We start from the raw sequence: 18884 nt of genomic DNA on the forward strand, positions 1-18884 counted from the left end.
GCGTTATGGCTTTGGGGATGGGCGAGACCAAGCTGCGGATTCTGGAAACCCTGCGCTCGAGGGCCTGTTGCGCGGGCTCGCTGGCCGAGTCGCTGGGTATTTCAAAAGTAGCCGTGCACCGCCACCTGGAGGATCTCGAGCGGGAAGGGCTGGTGCGGGCCCGCCTGGAAAAGAACGAGGGCCGGGGCCGCCCCAAACAGGTCTACCAGGCCGTAGACGAGCAGGCCCCGTACGCCCGGATGTGCGCCGATGTGCTCACCCATCTCAAGGAGCTTTTCGGGGAAGGCCTGGTGCTGGAGGTGCTGGCCCGACGCAACAACAAGCTGCTCGAGGAGTTGGCCCCGCATATGGAAGGTCTGAGCCTCGAGCAAAAAATTTACCGCCTGGCCGAGTTTCTGACCCAGCAAGGCTACCAGGCCAGCTTTTACCAGGAAAACGGGGCCTGGTACCTGGAGCAGGCCCGCTGCCCCAAACTGGCGCTTTCCCTCGAGCACGGCGAGCTTTGCCAGAGCGAGCTCGAGCTATACCAGCAGCTCCTGGGGGTGCCGGTGATCCGCGAAGAGCGCATCTCAGCGGGGGGCCAGTGCTGCCGCTACCGCATCGAGGCCCAGGGTTAGACCGCCCAATCGAGCAAAGCTTTTTGGCAGGCCAATATAACCAGATGCCCATCGGTTGAAAAGCCTCGCAAGGGTTTTTGGGTTTCCTATAAAAAATGTTCAGATTCGGTTATTGATGGGAAATCGCTGGTTTTTCCCAAAAAATGCCCTGTGGCTGGCGCCTCTGCAAACATCGCTGCGCGGCTTCTGCAACGGTTCAGATAACCGAAGGGGCGTCATGGGTTTTGCTATCGTTGGATTAGCAGGGGATGGGTTGCATGGCAGCTGCAAGAATGAGGGGCGTTCAGTATGCCTGATTTGAATTTTCACATTAAGGCGAGCCCGGGCCTGGAACCGCTCGACCTATCCCAGGGCATTATGGTGCTACAGACCGACCTCGAGGGGCGTTTTGTCTATGCCAATCGGGCCTACCTGCAGTATATGGGGCTGCAAGCCCTGCCGATTGGGGCCAGCGCGCTGGAGCATACCGACCCCAGGGACGTACCGACGGTTATAGAGGTGGTGCATCGGGCCCTGGAGAACCCCCACCAGACCTTCTGGGTAGAGTTCAGCAAGCCAACCCGCAAACCCTGGAACCGCAGCCGCTGGGAGTTTATGGCGCTGCTGGATCAGCACGGAAAGCCGGTGGGCATACAGTGCATCGGTTTTGATATCAGCGATGCCTACCGCCGGGCCCGTTTCCAGGGGGCCTCGCTCGAGCTGCTGGCCTCGGGGCTCAAGGAGACGCTTTCCCCCGAAGAGGTGCTGCAACGGGCCCTGGAGGCTGCTTTCAAGGTTGTGCCGGTCGCCCAGGCCGGCAGCGCCACCCTGCTCCAGCCCGACGGATGCTTCCGCTTTGTGGCGGCCAAAGGCTACGACCTGGAAGCCCTGCAAAAGGTCTATCTGCACCCGCGGGAACCCCTTTCGCTGAGCCAGCACATCCAGGCCCGGGTGTTTACCCAGATCGACATCGCCCGCTTCAACCAACAGCTCGACCCCGAGCGGCGGGCCATCATAGAAGGCCCTGGGCGCGTCGGTAGCATCCAGGCCATGCTGGCAACCCCGGTGGTGGTTAAAGGGATGGCGCGCGCCTACCTGTACCTCGACCACTTTGAACGCCCCGACGCTTTCGACGAACTCGACCTGCGCCACCTGGAGGGGCTGGCCCACCACGTGGCCTGGCTGCTGTACGGGAACGAGCTGCGCAACGAAGTCCAGTACAGCCGCCAGCATGACCCCCAGACCGGTCTGCTCAATCTGTATGGTCTCAGAACCACGCTGGCCCTTTTATCGCCCGCCCCTCGAGCCCTGCTGGCGCTGCACTGCCGCTCCCTGGAACGCGTCCGGCGGCTCGAGGGCGAGGCCACCTGGCTGGCCGTGATTCACAGCCTCGCCGAGGCGATGCAGGCCGAGCTGCGGTCAACCGATCACCTGGCCTTCGAGCGGGGCATCTTCTGGCTGGTGCTGGAGGGGGTTGATAACCCCACCACCACCCAGGCCGTGCTAACGCGGCTACAGGTGCGCGTGCGCGAACAACTGGCGGCCCGCTGGCCCCAGCTCGACTTCAGCCCACGGGTGGGGGTGGCTTTTGCCCAGCCGGGCAGCACCCCGCTCGAACTTCCTCAAGCCGCCGAAATCGCCCTGGAGCAAGCCCAGCCCGGGCAGGTACGCTTTTACGATCCCGCGCTGGTAAAGAGCACCCTCGAAGAAGACTGGCTGCACCAGGCCCTGGGGCAGGCCCTGCGGCCGCTTAAGTCGGGGGGAACGCCCCTGGGCTTTTTTCTGCACTATCAGCCCATCCGCACCCTGGAGGATCGGCGCCTGCAGCACCTCGAGGCCCTGCTGCGCTGGCAGCACCCCAAGCGGGGCCCGATCTCACCGGCCCTGTTTTTACCCATCGCCGAGGAGGAGGGCTGGATGGTGGAGCTGGGGGGGTGGGTTTTAACCGAAGCCATCGCGCGCGCGGCCCAGTGGGGCATACCGATTGCGGTCAATCTGTCGGGCAGCCAGCTCGAGCCGAGTCTGCCCGAACGCATCGCCGGTCTGCTACAGCGCCACGGCCTGGCTCCCCAGCACCTGATCCTCGAGGTCACCGAGCAGGTAGCGCTGAACGAAACCAACCTTGCGGTGCTGCGCCAACTGGCCCGGCAGGGGCACCCCCTCTACCTCGACGATTTCGGCAGCGGGTTTTCCTCTCTGGAGCGCATCACCAGCCTACCCCTGGCGGCCATCAAGCTGGGCCAGGGATTCGTCAAAAACCTCGGCCCCAACCCCCGCGCCGATACCTCCGAGGCCCGCCTGATGCGCGCCGTGCAGGCCATAGGCAACAGCCTGAGGCTCAAGGTGATTGTAGAAGGCATCGAAACCGAGGCCCAGTATCGCTTTCTTTTAGCCGAGGGTTTTTCCCTTGGTCAGGGCTATCTGCTGGGCCGGCCTACCGCCATCGAATCCAGGGAACAGATATGGGCCATGCAAAGAGGGGATGCATGAACCGGGCCTTCAATTGGTCGGCGGTTAATCTAGTTTACGGCGTAATTGCCGTCTCTTCGCTGACTCTTACCATCTTTTCGGATTTCCTGGGTGCGCAGCCCTCGTACAAGCTCCCCTTCCTCATGATTTTTACAGCGACCACGGCCAGCATCTATGGCCTCAAATGGGGGTTCGCGGCCAGCGCACTGTCGGCCGTGCTGCTGGCCCGCCTCGCCGGGCTTCAGGCGTGGGATGGTTTGCTGCTGTTGCTATCGGTGCTCATCGCCAACGGCATCGGGGGGAGCCTGCGCAGGGCCCACCGCCACGCCAGAATGCTGGCCCGGAGCCATCAGCTTCTTGCAGAGGCCCTGGAGGTTTTGCCAGCCCTGGAACACCGGCAGGCTCTCCTGGCCAGCCTTCCCGAGCACCTTACCAAGTTTGTGTCGGGCGGCCACGCCAGCGTATGGCTGCCCCAAAAACACACCCTGCGCCTGCTCGCCAGCGTCCCGACGCTCGGCGCACAGGAGATCTCGGCCGAGGGGGTGGTGGGCCGGGCCTTCCGCGAAGGCCGGCCCCAGTACGTGCCCGACGTACGCCAGGAACCCAGTTTCATCGCAGCCCCTGGCATCAACACCCTGGCCGAGCTGGCCCTCCCGCTGTTCGAACGGGGCGAGGTGGTGGCGGTGTTCAACCTGGAAACCGAGCGGCCTTTCTGGCCGGAGGAGGTCGATGGGCTGATCCGTTTTGCCGAGACGGTGAGCCTGCACCTCGACCGCCTGGCCGACCTCGAGGCCCGTCGCCTGCTCTCCGACCTCTCGGTGGAGCTGCACAAGGTGACCTCCCTCGAGGAGGCCTCGGAGATGGCCCTTTCCCTCCTGCTGCAGGGCCTGTCGCTCAGGGCCGGGGTGGTCTGGGAGGTGCGGGGGGCGCGGATGCAGGCGCTGGCCCATGCAGGTGTAGACGAGCCCACCCTGCTGGAGGTTTTGCGGGAGGGCCTGCCCTACGGTCAGGGCCGGGCCTGGGACGTGTACGCCTCGGGTAAACCGTTCTTCACCCAGCGCTACGCGGAAGAACCGGGGGGGGTGCAGGCTTTGCAGGCCCTGGGCTGGCGCACCTTTGCGGCGCACCCCATCCCGACCCCTGGCTCCCCGCGCAGCCGCTACATCCTGGTGGTGGGCACACCCCCGGAAAGAAACTGGCGCAAGGCCGAGCAGGAGCTGCTCTTGCTCTTCTGTCGCACGCTGGGCATCGGGTTTGAACGCCTGATAGAGAAGGGCCGCCATGAAGGCGTCAGCCGTCTGGTGCAGGCCCTTTTGCAGCAGCCCTCGGAAAACCTTTACCAGATGGTGCTCGAAGAAGCCATCCAGCAGGTGCCGGGCAGTGAGGCCGGAAGCCTGATGGTGCTCGAGAACGGGCTATACCGCTATAAAGCGGCCGTGGGTTTCGACCTCGAGGGGTTGCAGGCCGCCCCCAGCACGGCCGCCGATATGCTCAACTGGTACGGCCTGGGTGAGGAGCGCTTGCACCAGGGCGAGCCCCGCATCCTGAGCGGCGAGACCACCCCCATTTACGAGGTCAGCCATCGGACTGCGCCGCCCGCAGTTGTGAATGGGGCCGGCAGGGTGCACGAGATTCAGGCCAACCTGTGCCTGCCCATCGTCTTTCGGGGTGAGGTGCTGGCCTACCTCAACCTGGACAACCTGCACGACCCACAGGCCTTCGGCGAGGATAGCCTGCGCGCCGCCCAGTTCTTTGCGGCTCCGCTAGCCACCCTTCTGCACGACAGCAAAACCCACCGCCTCCTGGAGGAGGCCGCCCTCACCGACCCCCTGACCAGACTGCCCAACCGCCGGGCCTTCGACAAAGCGCTGGCGGAAGAGCTCGAGCGGGCCCTCCGGTACGGCTACCCATTGTCTTTGATCGTGATGGATCTGAAAGGGTTCAAGGCGGTCAACGACCGGCTGGGCCACCCCACCGGGGATCTGGCCCTCATCCGGGTGGCCGAGCTGTTGGAAAAGGAGCGTCGCTCGGGCGACTACCTTTTCCGCTGGGGCGGCGACGAGTTCGCGGCCATCTTTCCACACACCGATAAGACCGAGGCGGTGGCGGTCACCACCCGCTACGCCCAGATCATCGAGTCCATCTGCTTCAACGGGCTGCGCCTGGGGGTCAACATCGGTCTGGCCGCCTACCCCGAAGACGGGGGTAGCCCGGAGAAGCTGCTCAGCACCGCGGACAACCGCATGTACGAGGCCAAAGCCATGGGTATCCCGTTGAAGTCCTGACGGGCCCCCGCTTACACGCATTTCGGTCGGCTTGAATCCTTCCCGACTGTGCCTGGCGGTGAAGGATTTATTGCGGGGCCGCTCATCCGTGCTATGCTGCATTTTGTTGGCTCGTCGGAAGACAGCATGAGGCGTGAATTCCAGCTATCGAACGGGGGCCGCCAGCGGCTGATAGGTCGCTGGAATGCCCTGCTCATCTCCCTTGGGCTTGATCCCGACCAGCATTTTTCTGTACTGGACGACCTGCTCATCCGGTATACCGAGCCCCAGCGGTACTACCACAACCTGGCCCATCTCGAGGCCCTGCTGGCGCTGCTGCCAGCCCAGCCGCACCTCGAGCTTGCAGCCTGGTTCCACGACGCGGTCTACGACCCCACCCGCACCGACAACGAGCTGCAAAGCGCCCGCCTGGCCGAACAAAGCCTCCAGCGCCTGGGGGTGGCCCCGGCGCTCATCCAGCGGGTGGTGGGCCTTATTCTTGCCACACAGCACCACCGCTCAGACGACCTCGAGACCGCGCTTTTTTTGGATGCGGATCTTTCCATCCTGGGCGCCGAGGCCAGAACCTATCGGGCCTATGCTCGAGCCGTCCGGCTGGAGTACGCCTGGCTGCCGGAGGCCGTATTCAGAGAACGGCGGGCTGGGGTGATTCGCCAATTTCTCTCGCGTGAGCGCATCTATCAGACCGCGGGGTTTGCCGGGCTGGAGCGGCCCGCCCGCGATAACCTGCAAGGTGAGTTAGAAACGTTGGTTCGTTCCTCATAGGGCCTGCCAGTAGCGCTCGAGGCTCTCCGCCAGCTGCGCCGCCAGCCCCAGGCGGTACGCTGTAGCCACCCGGCGGCCCAGGGCTTGCACCAGCGGATCGGGTGCGGCCTCCAAAGCCCGCAGGGCCTTCTCTGAAAGGGCGATGTAGACCCGCTGGGGATGGGTCGGCCGGGCTGGCAGGCTGAACCAGTATTCGGCCTCTTCGGGCTTCACCACCGAGGCCCCCCGCTCGATAAACCAGCCGGCCCCCTCAGGGTGCACATACACCTTGGCGGCCTGGGTGATGGCCTGGCGCACCGCCTCGGCAAATGGCAGTGGAATAGCCCACCCCGATAGCGGGGCGGCCGTTAATGGCCGGTAGGCCTGGGCCCTCAGCTCGATGCTCTGCTCGCCGTTCCAGCGGTTCAGCACCAGCCCTGCGGCCAGCTCGATGGCCTCGGGCAGGTGTTCGCCATTATCGCGCCATTTGACCACCCGGATCCCGTTCAAGCGGAACGATAGGTGCCTGCCTTCCCCCATGGTACGCACATATTCCGGCTTACCCTGGGCATAAAACAAAGGCTCGGGGTTGCCCTCCCCCACCGGCTCGAGCCGCTCTAAGGCCTGGTAGAGCTCCAGCAGGTCTTCCCCATCCAGCCATCCGTCTAGCACAATCTCGGGTTCTGGCACCGGGAACTGCGCAGCATAGCGATGGATGGCCTGGGTAAAGGCCGGGATCTGGCTTTCTTGAATGGCAAACCCCGCCGCCTGGGCATGGCCCCCAAAGCGCTCGAGGTAGGCCCTGGCAGACTGCAAGGCCCCTACCGCGCTGATACCGGGCGTGGAGCGCACCGAGCCCTTGCCCTCGGCGATGATAAACACCGGCTTGTAGTAGCGCTCGAGCACCCGGCTGGCCACAATGCCCATCACCCCAGGGTGCCCTTCGGCATCGTGGATGACCAGGGCTGGATGGGTGGGGTCGAGGGTGGGCCCGATACGTTCCAGCATGGCCTCCTCGATGCGCTGGCGCTGCACATTAAGCTGGTCTAGGCGCTCCGCCAGGGCATGGGCTTGCAAAACATCCTGGGTGGTGAGGAGCTCCAGGGCAATCCCAGCCTGCCCCAGCCGCGAGGCTGCATTAATACGGGGTGCGATGCGAAAGGCGATCTCGCTGGCGCTGAATTCCTGGCAGTGTTGCGCCGCCAGCACCCTGAGGCCCAGGTTGGCGGAATCGCGCAGGCGACGAAGCCCCTCCTGAACCAGGGCCCGATTAAAGCCCTGCAGAGGGGCTACGTCGGCCACCGTGCCAACAGCGGCCAGGTCGGCGTACTCCAAGGGTGGATCCCGACCCAGCAGCTCGTAAACCTGCCACAGCAGCAAGAAAGCCACCCCCGAGCCGGTGGGGTGCACCTGGCCTTGCAAACCAGGCGAGAGGGCCGGATGCACAATCAGACCTGGCGGCGGCGCAGCACCCGGCGAATGGTGGTCGGTGACCAGCACCGAGACCCCATTCTCCACCAGCGCGCGCAGTTCGGCGTGGTTGGTGATGCCGCAGTCTACTGTGATGAACAGGTCGCAGGCCTCGAGGTGCTCCGGCACCCGATCCATCAGCACCCCGTAGCCCTCCTCCAGGCGGTGAGGGATAAAGGCGTGAATCTCGGCCCCCAGTTTCCCCAAGCCATTCAGCAGCAGGGCCGTGCCGGTCAGGCCGTCGGCGTCGTAGTCGCCGTGAACCCGTATGCGCTCGCGTTTTTCCAAAGCTTCAATGATGCGCAAAGCCGCCCGCTGGAGGCCATCGATGGGAAGGCATACCAGGGGGGGCTCGAGGTCTTCCTTGCGCCGGAACCCCCGGTTCCAGAAAACCGCCGCCGCCAGCGGCGGTATACCCAGTTGTTCAATCAACGGCCGAAGCTCGGCCACATGGGGCCATGTACGGAGTGTCCACTTCATCCAGATCTCCTACCACCGCACACCCGATCAGCCCAGGGCCCCCAGTGGATAGGCGGGCTGGGTCTCACTCTCTGCCCATCGAGGGGGCTTGCCGGCATCTGAACGGCGCTTTTACTCAAGCTGGCCGGTCTGGTATGACCGGAGTTTCTTCAGGGTGCTGTTTTCTGAGGGCCTCGAGTTCAGCCCTAAGCTGACGCAGTTCCAGGTTGCGCTGGCGCAAAGCAGCCTGGGCCTGCATCCAGCCGGTCAGCACGTATAACCCCATCACGGCCAGGCCCAACCCGAAGGCCCCCACCCACAGCAGGCTCAGGTGAACCAGGCCCCAGGGTGTACCGATCAACAGCCCAGGCTGCAGCGCATACAGAACCCAGGCCACCGCCGCCACCCCCAGCACGATCGCGAAGGCCAGCGCACTCAGAACTTTCATGCTAGAAGTCTACCGCAGCCTTGGGTGAGAAAAGCGCCCTGGCCCGTGCAAACCCCTCCTGAACCCCGAGGGGGTCGAACGCTCGATTAGTTTACAAAAGTTGTAACTTATGCTAGCCTACCCTTCACCAGGCGGCCGTGCCTGGTATCAAGGCTCTAGGCCTTATCCAGAGCAGCGGACAGGGCAACTGCCCGACGGGAACGGCCCGATGAAGCTGCGGCAACCTGCCAAAGGCAAGGTGCCAATTCCGGCCCGGCCTCTGTGCTGGGAAAGATAAGGGGGTTTGAATATCTTGGAAAACTCGAGCGCCATCTCCTCAAGCCACACCACAGGTTATTCCGCTCCAGCCAGCAGCAGGAGACCCGGAGGGCAGCACCGCAAGCCATCGCTTGCATCGGGGGCTGTCATCTGGTTCACCGGGCTTTCTGGAGCCGGTAAAACCACCCTGGCCCGGGCCCTGGAGGTGCTCTTATACGAAGCCGGATACCCGGTGGAGCATCTCGATGGCGATGTGGTGCGGGAGCATTTATCGAAAGGCCTGGGCTTTAGCCGAGAAGACCGCGATACCAACATCCGCCGCATCGGTTATGTGGCCAACCTGCTGGCCAAACATGGGGTGCTGGTGCTGGTAAGCGCCATCAGCCCCTACCGTTCTACCCGCGAAGCCGTGCTGGCCGAAGCCCCCAGGAAGCTCGAGGTCTACGTGGACGCACCCCTGGAGGTGCTGATCCAGAGGGACGTAAAGGGCCTGTACGCCCGGGCCCTGCGCGGCGAGATAGCGCACTTTACCGGGATTTCAGACCCTTACGAGCCCCCTCTGAACCCCGATTTGCACCTGCGCACCGATCAGATGAGCCTGCAGGAGTGCCTCGACCGTCTGCTGGCAGCCCTGGCCCCTTTGGGTGTTAGGGAGGTGGGCAGGCGGTGATCCCTGAGCACTGGAACCCCCAGACCCCGCCCCTCGAGGTCATCCAGTGGGCCCTGGAGCACTACCCCGACCTTATCATCACCAGCGCCTTCAACCTCAATGGGGTGGTGCTGCTCGAGCTGGCCGCGCAGGCCGGCTATACCGGTGAGGTGGTGTTTGTGGACACCGGCTATCATTTCCCGGAAACCCTCGAGACCCGCGACCGCCTCTCGGCCCGCTACCCACAGATGCGCTTTGTGACCCTCAGCGCCGGGCTGCCGCCCGACCCCTGGGGAGAGGAGCGCTTCCGCAGCGACCCCGACGGCTGCTGCAACGTGCGCAAAGTGGCCCCCTTGCGCGCCTACCTTTCGGAAAAAAACCCCTCGGCGCTGCTAAACGCCCGCAGCCGGGATCAGGCCCCCACCCGCCAGGGGCTGGGGTTTCTGGAGCCCGGCCAGCGGCTGCGCATCAACCCGCTGGCCTACTGGCATCGCGCCCAGCTCGAGGCCTTCGCACAAACGCACCAGCTTTTCGTCAACCCTCTGTACTGGTCGGGCTTTCTCAGCATCGGTTGCTGGCCCTGCACCCGCGCCGTGCGCCCCGGCGAGGAGGCCCGGGCCGGCCGCTGGGCAGGCCGGGGCAAAACCGAGTGCGGCCTGTGGCAGGGTGAACAAGCTTTGTAGGAGTTTTTTTATGGCTGAAAAACTTACAAATGTTGTAAGCTTACCATCACCGCACGGGGGCACCCTGGTTGAACGCGTGTTGGAGGCGGATCCACAAGAGTTCGCCCACCTTCCGGCCCTCGAGCTAGACGCCCAGGGCTACGCCGACCTGGAGCTGATCGCCACCGGGGTCTACTCGCCCCTGCAGGGGTTCATGGGGGAGGCCGATTACCGGCGCGTGCTGGAGGAGATGCGGCTCTCTGGTGGCCTGCCCTGGAGCATTCCCATCACCCTGGCCGTCCCGCGCTCGCAGGCCGTTCTGTACCGCCGGCGCGTGCGCCTGGTCTGGAATGGGAAAACGGTGGGCCTGCTCGAGGTAGAGGAGCAGTATCAGCCCGACAAAAGGCAGGAAGCCCTGGCGGTCTACCGCACCGCCAACCCCGCCCACCCCGGGGTGGCGGCTTTGCTGGCTCGAGGCGAGGTCTACCTGGCCGGGGGCGTGTATTTGTTGCACCTGGATCGGGGGCCCTTCCCCGAGCACCACTACACCCCCCGCGAGACACGGCGCATTTTTGCCCAACGGGGCTGGAAAACGGTGGTCGCTTTTCAGACCCGCAACCCCATCCACCGGGCCCACGAATACCTGCACAAAGTAGCCCTGGAACAGCTCGACGGGCTGTTCCTCAACCCCCTGGTCGGTGCCACCAAGGCCGACGATGTCCCGGCTTCTGTGCGCATGGAGGCCTATAAGGTGCTCCTGGAGCACTACTACCCCAAGGAACGGGTTCTGCTGGGGGTCTATCCGGCAGCCATGCGCTACGCGGGGCCCCGCGAAGCGGTCTTGCATGCCATCAGCCGAAAAAATTACGGCTGCACCCATTTCATTGTGGGCCGCGACCATGCCGGCGTCGGCCAGTACTATGGCCCCTACGAAGCCCAGGAAATTTTCTCGGCCTTCAGGCCCGAGGAGATCGGCATTCAGATAGTCAAGTTTGAGCACTCTTTCTACTGCCGGGCCTGCCAGGCCATCGTCACGCCCCGCACCTGCCCCCACGACAGCCAGCACCACCTGGTGCTCTCCGGCACCCGCGTGCGCGAGCTGCTGCGCGCAGGGGCCCCGCTGCCTGCGGAGTTTACCCGGCCGGAGGTGGCGGCGGTGCTACGCTCCGCTTATCAGGCCAAGGCTGTAGAACATCGCTAAGGCTCTGGGGAGGTCTCGGCTTCTCAGATATCCGGGGGTCTCTACTCAAACCCCTCACCGGTATATATCCAGGCAGCTACCAGGCTGGAGGTAAGTTGGATGCTCGAGGTTGTCATAGGTTTCGTCATCGCCCTGTGCATCGGCCTGACCGGGGTCGGCGGGGGCACCCTCACCACCCCGCTGCTGATCCTGGCCCTGGGGGTTCCACCCGAGGTTGCCGTTGGCACAGCGCTGCTTTTCTCTATGCTGGCAAAGATTCCCGCCGGGTGGGTTTACTGGCAAAAACAAGGGGTCAACTGGCAAGCCCTGCGCCTTTTGCTAATCGGCGGGCTGCCAGCCGCCGCGGCCGGCAGCCTGCTGCTGCACTCCCTAAAGGTTCACAAAGAGGCGGTGCTGGTCGGCATAGGCTTGATTATTTTGCTCGTGGCGATCATCAACCTGGCCATCACCCTTAAGAGGCTACCCCCTCGGCCCCTGGCCCCCCAGTGGATCGTGGCCATCGCCGCCTTCATCGGCCTGGAGGTGGGCTTTTCCTCGGCAGGGGCCGGGGCCCTGGGTATTTTGCTGCTGATGAGCGGAACCCGCCTGCCCCCCAGGCAGATCGTGGGTACAGATCTCTGGTTTGGCCTTGGGCTATCCGCTTTTGCCGGTGGGCTGCACGCAGCGCTGGGCCAGACCGACGGGCTGCTGCTGGCCAAGCTGGCCTGCGGTGGTTTGCTCGGCTCTTTGCTGGGGGCCTGGCTGGGCCAGCGGGTCAACCAGCGGCCTTTTAGAATAGGCCTTTTGCTCTGGCTGATGCTGATTGGTTCGCACCTGATTCTGCGCGGCATACCCGCCCTGGCGAGGTGAGATGTGTATCCGGTAATGCTCAATCTGCAAGGCAAAAAAGTGCTCTTCATCGGGGGAGGCCTGGAGACGGCCAGCAAGGTACAAAAGCTTTTGGAGCAGGGGGCCTGGGTTCGCCTGATCTCGCCTCTGCATCACCCCGAACTGGAAGAGGCCCTTCGCCAGGGGCGGCTCGAGTGGCAGCAACGCAGCTACACCTACGGGGATCTGGCCGGCTTCGTGCTGTGCTTTTCCCATCCGGTGGATCCGAGCCTCAACTCAATCATCGCCCAGGAGGCAAGGGAGCGCGGCGTCTGGCTCAATGCGGTCGACGATCCCCCCCACTGCGACTTCATCCTGCCTTCGGTACACCGCCAGGGCGATCTGGTGCTGGCCGTCTCTACCAGCGGCGTTGCCCCGGCCTTGGCCGTGCGCATCAGGGAGCGCCTGGCCGCCGAGTACGGCCCCGAGTATGCCGAATACCTGGAGCTGCTGCGCTCTTTCCGCCCCCTGGTCAAACAGGCCTATCCCCATAGCTTCGAGGCCCGTAAGGCCGCCTGGTATCGCATGATTGACAGTGAGGCACTGGATCTGATTTTCCTGGGCGAGCACGAGCGGGCTCGAGCGGTTCTTTTACAATCCCTGTACGATCCAAACTCCGTTCGGCAGATGGGCAAACCAACCCCTAGCGTGGAGGTGGTATGAGTCCAGTTTACCTGGTGGGGGCCGGGCCCGGCAGCGCCGATCTTTTGACCCTGCGGGCCGCCCGGGTTCTGCAGGAAGCCGAGGTGGTTCTCTACGACCGCCTGGTAAGCCCGGAGGTGCTGGCTCTGGTCAACCCCCAGGCTGAGCTCATCTATGTGGGCAAAACCAAGGGTGAGCAGGATAAACAGCAACAGATTTTGCAGCTGCTCCTATCCCACGCACGGGCCGGGCGCAAGGTCGTGCGGCTCAAGGGGGGGGATCCCATGGTTTTTGGGCGTGGGGCGGAGGAATGGCTCCACCTGGCTCAAGCAGGCCTCCCGGTCGAGCTGGTGCCCGGCCTTAGCTCTGCTGTGGCTCTACCGGGGCTGTGGGGCATCCCTCTTACCATGCGGGGCCTGGCCAGCGGCTTTGCCGTCATCTCCGGGCAGATCCAAGAGGGGGCCGCCCCCAACCTGGCTGCCTATGCGCGGGTGGATACCTTGGTCATTCTCATGGGCGTCGAGCGGCGCGTAGAGCTGGCTCGAGCCCTTATCCGGGCCGGACGGCCGCCCCAGGAGCCGGCGGCCTTCATCGAAAACGGAACCACCCCCAGCGAGCGCCTTTTGCTCACGGATCTGCAGAGCATCGCCCAGGGCCGGGTAGAGGTGCAGGCCCCTGCGGTCTGGGTGCAAGGGGCGGTGGTAGGGGTTCACCAAAGGCTGCGCAAAACGAAGGAGGAGTATGTCGCCGCAATCTAAAATCTCCAAGGTAGAAAGCATCAAGCTGGCCAGCCGCAACCTGCGCGGGCCGGTGGATCTCGAGCTCAACAGCCCCAGCGACCACTTCAGCGAAGAAGGCTACCAGATCCTCAAGTTTCACGGCATCTACCAGCAAGACGACCGCGACGTGCGCAAGGCCCGCAAGGCCCAGGGCCTGGGGCCCGATTACTCTTTTATGATCCGGGTCGCCATACCCGGCGGTGTGCTGCAACCCGAGCAGTATCTAGCCCTCGACCGTCTGGCAGACCAGCTCGGAAACGCCACCTTACGCATCACCACCCGCCAGGCCATCCAGTTTCACGGTGTGCGCAAGGGGGGTCTGAAACCCCTGATCCAGGTGCTTAATCAGCATCTCCTAACCAGCCTATCGGCCTGTGGGGACGTGGTGCGCAATGTGGTGGCCTGCCCCGCTCCCTTTTCAGACCGCCAAAGAGCGGAGATATCGCAGTATGCCAAAGCCCTGTCCGACCGGCTCAAGCCCAGGAGCCGCGCTTACTACGAGATCTGGCTGGATGGCGAAAAGGCCGCCAGCCTGGAAGAAGAAGTCGAACCCCTGTACGGCCAGACCTATCTCCCGCGCAAGTTTAAGATCGCCTTTGCTTTCCCTGGCGACAACTGCGTGGACGTCTATACCCAGGATATCGGCATAGTGCCCTGGCTTGAAAAGGATGTGCTAAAGGGATTCACCCTCCTGGTAGGCGGTGGGCTGGGGCAGAGCCACGGGGCTAAGGATACCCATCCGGTGCTGGCCAAACCCCTCACCACCATCAAACCCGAGCAGCTGTTTGAGGTGGTGGAGGCCATTGTCCGGGTTCAGCGCGATCATGGCCGGCGCGACGAGCGCAAACTGGCCCGCATGAAATACCTGGTGGAGGCCTGGGGCCTGGAGCGCTTTAAGGCCGAGGTTGAGCGCTACGTGGGCTACAGCCTGCCCGAGGCCCAGCCCCTCACCTGGCAGTGCGCCGACGACCACCTGGGCTGGCATGAGCAGGGCGATGGGCAGCTTTTCTTCGGGCTTTTTGTGGAAAACGGGCGGGTCAAGGATCACCTTCGCGTAGCCATCCGCGAGGTGGTCAGGCGCCTCAACCCGGAAATACGCCTTACCCCTCAGCAAAACATCCTGTTCACCAACATCCGGCCGAGCGATCAGGCTACCCTCGAGGCCATCCTGCGCGAGCACGGTGTGGAACTACCTGGGAGCATCCCCCTGGTGGTGCAGCAAGCCATGGCATGCCCGGCCTTGCCCACCTGCGGCCTGGCTATTACCGAAAGCGAGCGGGTTATGCCCCAGGTGATCCGCGAGATTGACGCCCTGCTCTCCAGACTGGATCTGCAAACCGGCCCCGTTCCGCATGTGCGCATGACCGGCTGCCCCAACGGCTGCGCCCGCCCCTATACCGCTGAAATTGGCCTGGTGGGCCGAAGCCTCAACTCGTACACCATATACCTGGGCGGCAGCCCCCTGGGGGATCGGCTCGGCGAGGTGTACCTGGACAACGTCAAGCGCGAGGATATAGCCGCCCGCCTCGAGCCCGCCCTGATGGCCTACCGGCAGCAGCGACGGGAAAATGAAACCTTCGGTGAGTTTTGCCATCGAGTAGGGATCGAGTTTATACGCAGGCAGATCGACCCATCGGATCAGCCGACCCCTGCAGGCTGAGGCTTGTTGAGTGGCGCCAGGGCGGGCTTACAAACGCGGCCGCAGGTGTTGCGGGACAGCCTTCCTCATCAAGCGACCCTCGCTTTGTACCGGATTCCAGAGGCTATCTTTTGGCATCCTAGGGCACACCCCTCGCCACGCTCGGCGAAGAAAGCGTATCCCTTCGGTCGCCGGTATTACTTCACCCAGGACGACAGGCTGATCCGCCCTTCGTAGAGGGCCTTGCCGGTAATGGCCCCCTCCACACCCAGGGCTTGCAGTCCATGTAAATCGGCATCCGAAGCGATACCCCCTCCGGCGATCAGAAAGCCGGGCCAGGCAGCGCGCACCACCCGCACCACCTCGAGATCCAGCCCCGCCAGGGTTCCGTCCCGCCGCACATCGGTGTAGATCAGGGTACGAACGCCCATCTCCCATACCCGCGGGCCCAGTTCCTGCACCATCAGGCGGGTGCCCTCAGCCCAGCCCGAGACCACCACCTCCAGCCCCCGGGCGTCCAGGCTCACCACCACCCGCTCGGGGCCGAAATCATGGAGCATCTGGCCCAACACCTCTGGGGCCTTTACCGCTATGGTACCCACCACCACCCGGCTGGCCCCCAGGGCCAGGATTTCCCGGGCCACCCCCAGGCTGCGGATGCCGCCGCCCACCTCAAACGGGATATCGATAGAGGCAGCCACCTCGCGCAACACCGCACGGTTGTTCCCCCGACCCGTCGCCGCGTCCAGGTCAACCAGGTGCAGCATCCGGGCCCCTTGCTTTTGCCAGTGCAGGGCGGCCTCCACCGGGTTTTCGTAGTAGACGGTTTCCTGGTTGGGGTCGCCCTCATAAAGCCGGACGGCCCGTCCAGACTGGATATCCACCGCAGGAATGACCAACACCCGAGGATTGTATCAAGCCAGCCCGCACCGGGTCATCAGTAGATTTTCTTTCCCAACAGGCTGCTAGCCAGTTCCACCATTATCTTGGCAGTGCGGTTGGCGATATCCAGAATGGGGTTCACCTCAACCATATCGAGGCTGGTAACAATTTTTGCATCGGCCAGCAGTTCCATCAGAAGGTGTGCTTCGCGGTAGGTCAGCCCGCCAGGAACCGGGGTTCCAACCCCCGGGGCTATCTCCGGATCGAGCACGTCGGCATCCAGCGAGACATGCACCCTGGAAAAACCCTTGAACTTGGCGGCGACCTGCTGGGCAATGGCCGGAATTCCCTGTATATCCACCTCCTTCATGGTATAGACCATAACCCCACGCTCGCGTAAGAGTTGAACCTCGCCCGGATCCAGACTACGAATGCCAATTAGCACCACGTCCTCGGGCCGCACCTTAGCCCCAGGGCGGCCCAGGTGCACCAGACGCGGGTCGCCCAAGCCACACAGGTGGGCCAGGGGCATCCCGTGGATGTTGCCGCTGGGGCTGGTCTCGGGGGTGTTGAAGTCGGCGTGGGCATCCACCCAGATCACCCCGATGCGCTCCCCCCGGCTGGCCCCCGTAACCGAGCCCATGGCGATGGAGTGGTCGCCTCCCAGCACAATTGGAAACACCTCGGCGGGCATCTGATCGATGGCAGCTATGGTATCCAAACAGACCGTGCGAATGGCCTCGAGGTAGCCCATCCCCCCCGGTTCCTGCTGGGTGTGGCGCAGGCTCTCGACCACCGGCACCCGCACATCGCCGTAGTCGTGCACCCGGTGGCCCAGGCCCTCGAGCACCTCCTGCAAACGCCCATAGCGCATGGCGCTGGGCCCCATATCCACCCCGCGCCGCCCTTGACCCAAGTCCATCGGAACGCCCAAGATACCAATATCCTTCATACCCACACAGTCTACCGTTCGCGCAGGCCCATTGACCCCAAGCCTCCTCGAGGCTAATATGAAGAGCTACGCCTAAGGCGCAAGCATTGGGTAAAGATGAAGCAACGTCCAATACCAAGCATCAATCTCTCGCGGCTGATCCGCGAGGGTGGCAGCACCACTGCTAGAGATGAAATCTGGGATTACATCGCCCTGCCCAACGAGCGCATCCCGCTGGTAGGCCCGGCGGTCTGGAAGGTCAGCGTTGCCAAGATGGAGGGGGAGGGAGGGGTGGATTTCTGGCTTTCAGGCGAAATTGCCGGCAACGCCCTGATGGAGTGCCGCCGCTGCCTTGCCCCAACCCCCGCAGCCGTGCGGGCCCATTTTCAGTATCTGCTTCGCTATCAATCGGGCTTGGCGCACCTCGAGGCCATCGAGGAAAATGAAGAGGAAATCCTGCTTTTTGGTCATCCCGACCTGGACTTAGAGCCCCTGTTGAGCGAGGCTTTTGCCCTCGAGCTGCCCTACACCGTGCTGTGCAAAGAAGACTGCAAAGGCCTGTGCCCGGTCTGTGGGGCCAACCTCAACGAAGTAGACTGCGGCCACCAGACCAGAGCCCAGAGCAGGCTGGGCGCCGAGCTATCAAAGCTATTGGACGGCCTGAAGGACTGAGGCCGCCAGCTTGGGTTGAGGTAAGCCTCCCCGGCAGCGTGCAGGTGCTAGGCTGATGGCATGTCGACCATTGGCTTAGATCGCTGGCTGCAGCACCTGCGGGAGCACCTGCCCATCGCCAAAGAGGGCCGTGACCCCGAGGGCGTGCACCAGGTGCGGGTGGCGGTACGGCGGCTGCGGGTGTGGCTACGGCTGGCCGGGCTGCGGGTGTTGGAGGATGACCTGGCCTGGCTGGTGCGGGCAGCCGGGGAGGTGCGCGACCTCGAGGTGCTGCTTCAAAATAACCGCCTACCCAAAGCGTTCCGCAGATGGGCCGCGTCCAGGCTCAAAGAGGCTCGAGCCCGCTTTGAACCCCTGCTGGAGACACCCCGGCTGGCCGGATTGCTGCAAGCCCTTTCCAACCTGCCCCCGCTGGATACCACGCTGGCCCAAGCCCGGCTCAAACGCTTTTTTCACCAGGTTGAAGGAAAAGCCGAGGAGTGGCGTTACCAAGAAAGCCTCGAGAGCCTGCACGCCCTGCGCCGGGCCCTGCGGCGGCTGCGCTACGCCAGGGAGTGGCTCGGGCAGGAGAGCCAGCCCATCAAGCAGCTGCAGGAGGTCTTCGGTCGGGTGGGCGACCTGAGCTTCACCCTGCGCTACCTAGCCACCTACGAGTCCGAAGGGGGCCGGGGGGCCGCGCTCTATAAAAAGCAGCTCGAGACCCAGCTAAGGCAGGCCCTCGAGGCCGCCCGGGAAGCCTGGCAGGCCCACCAGGCCGGCCTGGGGTAGGCACAAAAAACCGGAGGAATCCCCTCCGGCAAAACACCGCAACGGATGTTACTTCTTGCGGGGACGGTATTTGCCGTAAGTCCCACGGAAAATTTTGCCGCGACGGGTACGACGGTCACCTTTGCCCATGCTGTACTCCTAGGCTTTAGCTCCGCTCAGAAGCTGGTGCACTTTGCTCATCAGGCGGGACTTGCGCCGGCTGGCCGCGTTCTTGTGCAGGGTCGAGCCCTTGGCGGCCTTGTCAATCAGGCTTTCGGCATAGCGCATAACCCGCACTGCCTCGCTGGCGTTGCCTTCTTTAGCCAAAGCCACCGCTTTCTTGCTAACGGTCTTGATGGCCGACATCTTGGACTTGTTGCGAGCCCGACGCTTGAGCGACTGGCGGTGGCGCTTCATGGCCGAGGGATTGCGTGCAGTTTTTTTCTGTGCCATAGTTCTCCAATATTGCCCAATTGGGGGGCTA

The 18884-nt window shown here is 63.8% G+C and carries 19 protein-coding genes and 1 riboswitch; of the genes, 13 read left to right on the top strand and 6 right to left on the bottom strand.

Features of this window, described 5'->3' with window-relative positions:
• The first annotated feature begins 5 nt into the window (after positions 1-5).
• The 4 genes from MTAI_RS11015 to MTAI_RS11030 all read left to right on the top strand — a co-directional run bounded on the left by MTAI_RS11015 (position 6) and on the right by MTAI_RS11030 (position 6115).
• Positions 6-617, top strand: a complete 612-nt coding sequence (locus MTAI_RS11015; protein WP_027886375.1) for a helix-turn-helix transcriptional regulator — start codon at positions 6-8, stop codon at positions 615-617.
• Between the two features lie 288 nt (positions 618-905).
• Positions 906-3086: an EAL domain-containing protein gene (locus tag MTAI_RS11020; protein ID WP_187388549.1), complete on the top strand. Its 2181-nt coding sequence runs from the start codon at positions 906-908 to the stop codon at positions 3084-3086.
• Positions 3083-5350 (top strand): sensor domain-containing diguanylate cyclase, encoded by a 2268-nt coding sequence (locus MTAI_RS11025; RefSeq protein WP_187388550.1) that lies wholly within the window; start codon positions 3083-3085, stop codon positions 5348-5350. Before MTAI_RS11020 ends, MTAI_RS11025 begins: the two co-directional genes overlap by 4 nt.
• 126 nt (positions 5351-5476) lie before the next feature.
• On the top strand, positions 5477-6115 hold the full coding sequence (locus MTAI_RS11030; protein ID WP_245453115.1) for an HD domain-containing protein: 639 nt from the start codon (positions 5477-5479) through the stop codon (positions 6113-6115).
• Here MTAI_RS11030 and MTAI_RS11035 read toward each other — a convergent pair.
• Together MTAI_RS11035 and MTAI_RS11040 are read right to left on the bottom strand one after the other, a co-directional pair.
• Positions 6110-8044 (bottom strand): single-stranded-DNA-specific exonuclease RecJ, encoded by a 1935-nt coding sequence (locus tag MTAI_RS11035; protein WP_027886379.1) that lies wholly within the window; start codon positions 8042-8044, stop codon positions 6110-6112. The two genes, MTAI_RS11030 and MTAI_RS11035, sit on opposite strands and share 6 nt — an antisense overlap.
• Before the next feature lie 115 nt (positions 8045-8159).
• Positions 8160-8471 (bottom strand): LapA family protein, encoded by a 312-nt coding sequence (locus MTAI_RS11040; protein WP_027886380.1) that lies wholly within the window; start codon positions 8469-8471, stop codon positions 8160-8162.
• Between the two features lie 159 nt (positions 8472-8630).
• Positions 8631-8751, top strand: a riboswitch (SAM riboswitch).
• Between the two features lie 3 nt (positions 8752-8754).
• On the opposite strand from MTAI_RS11040, the gene cysC reads away from it, so the two are divergent.
• From cysC to MTAI_RS11075, 7 genes are all read left to right on the top strand, one after another.
• Positions 8755-9399: an adenylyl-sulfate kinase gene (gene cysC / locus MTAI_RS11045; protein ID WP_027886381.1), complete on the top strand. Its 645-nt coding sequence runs from the start codon at positions 8755-8757 to the stop codon at positions 9397-9399.
• Complete coding sequence (locus tag MTAI_RS11050; protein WP_027886382.1) at positions 9396-10061, top strand: phosphoadenylyl-sulfate reductase; 666 nt, start codon at positions 9396-9398, stop codon at positions 10059-10061. Before cysC ends, MTAI_RS11050 begins: the two co-directional genes overlap by 4 nt.
• A 10-nt stretch (positions 10062-10071) precedes the next feature.
• On the top strand, positions 10072-11241 hold the full coding sequence (sat, locus tag MTAI_RS11055) for a sulfate adenylyltransferase (RefSeq protein ID WP_027886383.1): 1170 nt from the start codon (positions 10072-10074) through the stop codon (positions 11239-11241).
• Between the two features lie 99 nt (positions 11242-11340).
• Positions 11341-12090 carry a sulfite exporter TauE/SafE family protein gene (locus MTAI_RS11060; RefSeq protein WP_027886384.1) on the top strand — a complete coding sequence of 250 codons (750 nt, stop codon included), beginning with the start codon at positions 11341-11343 and terminating at the stop codon, positions 12088-12090.
• Between the two features lie 3 nt (positions 12091-12093).
• Positions 12094-12771 carry a precorrin-2 dehydrogenase/sirohydrochlorin ferrochelatase family protein gene (locus tag MTAI_RS11065; protein ID WP_223299720.1) on the top strand — a complete coding sequence of 226 codons (678 nt, stop codon included), beginning with the start codon at positions 12094-12096 and terminating at the stop codon, positions 12769-12771.
• Positions 12768-13508 carry a uroporphyrinogen-III C-methyltransferase gene (cobA, locus tag MTAI_RS11070; protein WP_027886385.1) on the top strand — a complete coding sequence of 247 codons (741 nt, stop codon included), beginning with the start codon at positions 12768-12770 and terminating at the stop codon, positions 13506-13508. The genes MTAI_RS11065 and cobA overlap by 4 nt, the downstream gene beginning before the upstream one ends.
• Positions 13492-15189, top strand: a complete 1698-nt coding sequence (locus MTAI_RS11075; protein WP_027886386.1) for an NADPH-dependent assimilatory sulfite reductase hemoprotein subunit — start codon at positions 13492-13494, stop codon at positions 15187-15189. The genes cobA and MTAI_RS11075 overlap by 17 nt, the downstream gene beginning before the upstream one ends.
• A gap of 176 nt (positions 15190-15365) precedes the next feature.
• Here the strand turns inward: MTAI_RS11075 and hisA are convergent, their stop codons facing one another.
• Positions 15366-16070 (bottom strand): 1-(5-phosphoribosyl)-5-[(5-phosphoribosylamino)methylideneamino]imidazole-4-carboxamide isomerase, encoded by a 705-nt coding sequence (gene hisA, locus MTAI_RS11080; protein WP_027886387.1) that lies wholly within the window; start codon positions 16068-16070, stop codon positions 15366-15368.
• 35 nt (positions 16071-16105) lie between these two features.
• Entirely contained in the window at positions 16106-17002 is an 897-nt protein-coding gene (gene rocF, locus MTAI_RS11085) for an arginase (RefSeq protein WP_027886388.1), read from the bottom strand.
• Positions 17003-17098: 96 nt separating this feature from the next.
• On the opposite strand from rocF, the gene MTAI_RS11090 reads away from it, so the two are divergent.
• Both MTAI_RS11090 and MTAI_RS11095 read left to right on the top strand, forming a co-directional pair.
• Entirely contained in the window at positions 17099-17653 is a 555-nt protein-coding gene (locus MTAI_RS11090; RefSeq protein ID WP_027886389.1) for a DUF177 domain-containing protein, read from the top strand.
• Positions 17654-17713: 60 nt separating this feature from the next.
• A complete protein-coding gene (locus MTAI_RS11095; protein WP_027886390.1) occupies positions 17714-18421 on the top strand; it encodes a CHAD domain-containing protein in 708 nt (235 codons plus the stop codon).
• Between the two features lie 48 nt (positions 18422-18469).
• On the opposite strand, the gene MTAI_RS11100 is transcribed toward MTAI_RS11095, so the two are convergent.
• On the bottom strand, positions 18470-18550 hold the full coding sequence (locus MTAI_RS11100) for a 30S ribosomal protein THX (RefSeq protein WP_081439944.1): 81 nt from the start codon (positions 18548-18550) through the stop codon (positions 18470-18472).
• 9 nt (positions 18551-18559) lie between these two features.
• Positions 18560-18853 (bottom strand): 30S ribosomal protein S20, encoded by a 294-nt coding sequence (gene rpsT, locus MTAI_RS11105; protein WP_013013131.1) that lies wholly within the window; start codon positions 18851-18853, stop codon positions 18560-18562.
• Between the last annotated feature and the right edge of the window lie 31 nt (positions 18854-18884).

The sequence above is a fragment of the Meiothermus taiwanensis WR-220 genome (assembly GCF_003568585.1).
GTDB classification, from domain to species: domain Bacteria; phylum Deinococcota; class Deinococci; order Deinococcales; family Thermaceae; genus Meiothermus; species Meiothermus taiwanensis.

Coding starts and splice junctions, on each gene's coding strand:
- MTAI_RS11015 (WP_027886375.1), top strand. CDS start 6: ATGGCTTTGGGGATGGGCGAGACCAAGCTGCGGATTCTGGAAACCCTG.
- MTAI_RS11020 (WP_187388549.1), top strand. CDS start 906: ATGCCTGATTTGAATTTTCACATTAAGGCGAGCCCGGGCCTGGAACCG.
- MTAI_RS11025 (WP_187388550.1), top strand. CDS start 3,083: ATGAACCGGGCCTTCAATTGGTCGGCGGTTAATCTAGTTTACGGCGTA.
- MTAI_RS11030 (WP_245453115.1), top strand. CDS start 5,477: ATGAGGCGTGAATTCCAGCTATCGAACGGGGGCCGCCAGCGGCTGATA.
- MTAI_RS11035 (WP_027886379.1), bottom strand. CDS start 8,044: ATGAAGTGGACACTCCGTACATGGCCCCATGTGGCCGAGCTTCGGCCG.
- MTAI_RS11040 (WP_027886380.1), bottom strand. CDS start 8,471: ATGAAAGTTCTGAGTGCGCTGGCCTTCGCGATCGTGCTGGGGGTGGCG.
- sat (WP_027886383.1), top strand. CDS start 10,072: ATGGCTGAAAAACTTACAAATGTTGTAAGCTTACCATCACCGCACGGG.
- MTAI_RS11060 (WP_027886384.1), top strand. CDS start 11,341: ATGCTCGAGGTTGTCATAGGTTTCGTCATCGCCCTGTGCATCGGCCTG.
- cobA (WP_027886385.1), top strand. CDS start 12,768: ATGAGTCCAGTTTACCTGGTGGGGGCCGGGCCCGGCAGCGCCGATCTT.
- MTAI_RS11075 (WP_027886386.1), top strand. CDS start 13,492: ATGTCGCCGCAATCTAAAATCTCCAAGGTAGAAAGCATCAAGCTGGCC.
- rocF (WP_027886388.1), bottom strand. CDS start 17,002: ATGAAGGATATTGGTATCTTGGGCGTTCCGATGGACTTGGGTCAAGGG.
- MTAI_RS11090 (WP_027886389.1), top strand. CDS start 17,099: ATGAAGCAACGTCCAATACCAAGCATCAATCTCTCGCGGCTGATCCGC.
- MTAI_RS11095 (WP_027886390.1), top strand. CDS start 17,714: ATGTCGACCATTGGCTTAGATCGCTGGCTGCAGCACCTGCGGGAGCAC.
- MTAI_RS11100 (WP_081439944.1), bottom strand. CDS start 18,550: ATGGGCAAAGGTGACCGTCGTACCCGTCGCGGCAAAATTTTCCGTGGG.
- rpsT (WP_013013131.1), bottom strand. CDS start 18,853: ATGGCACAGAAAAAAACTGCACGCAATCCCTCGGCCATGAAGCGCCAC.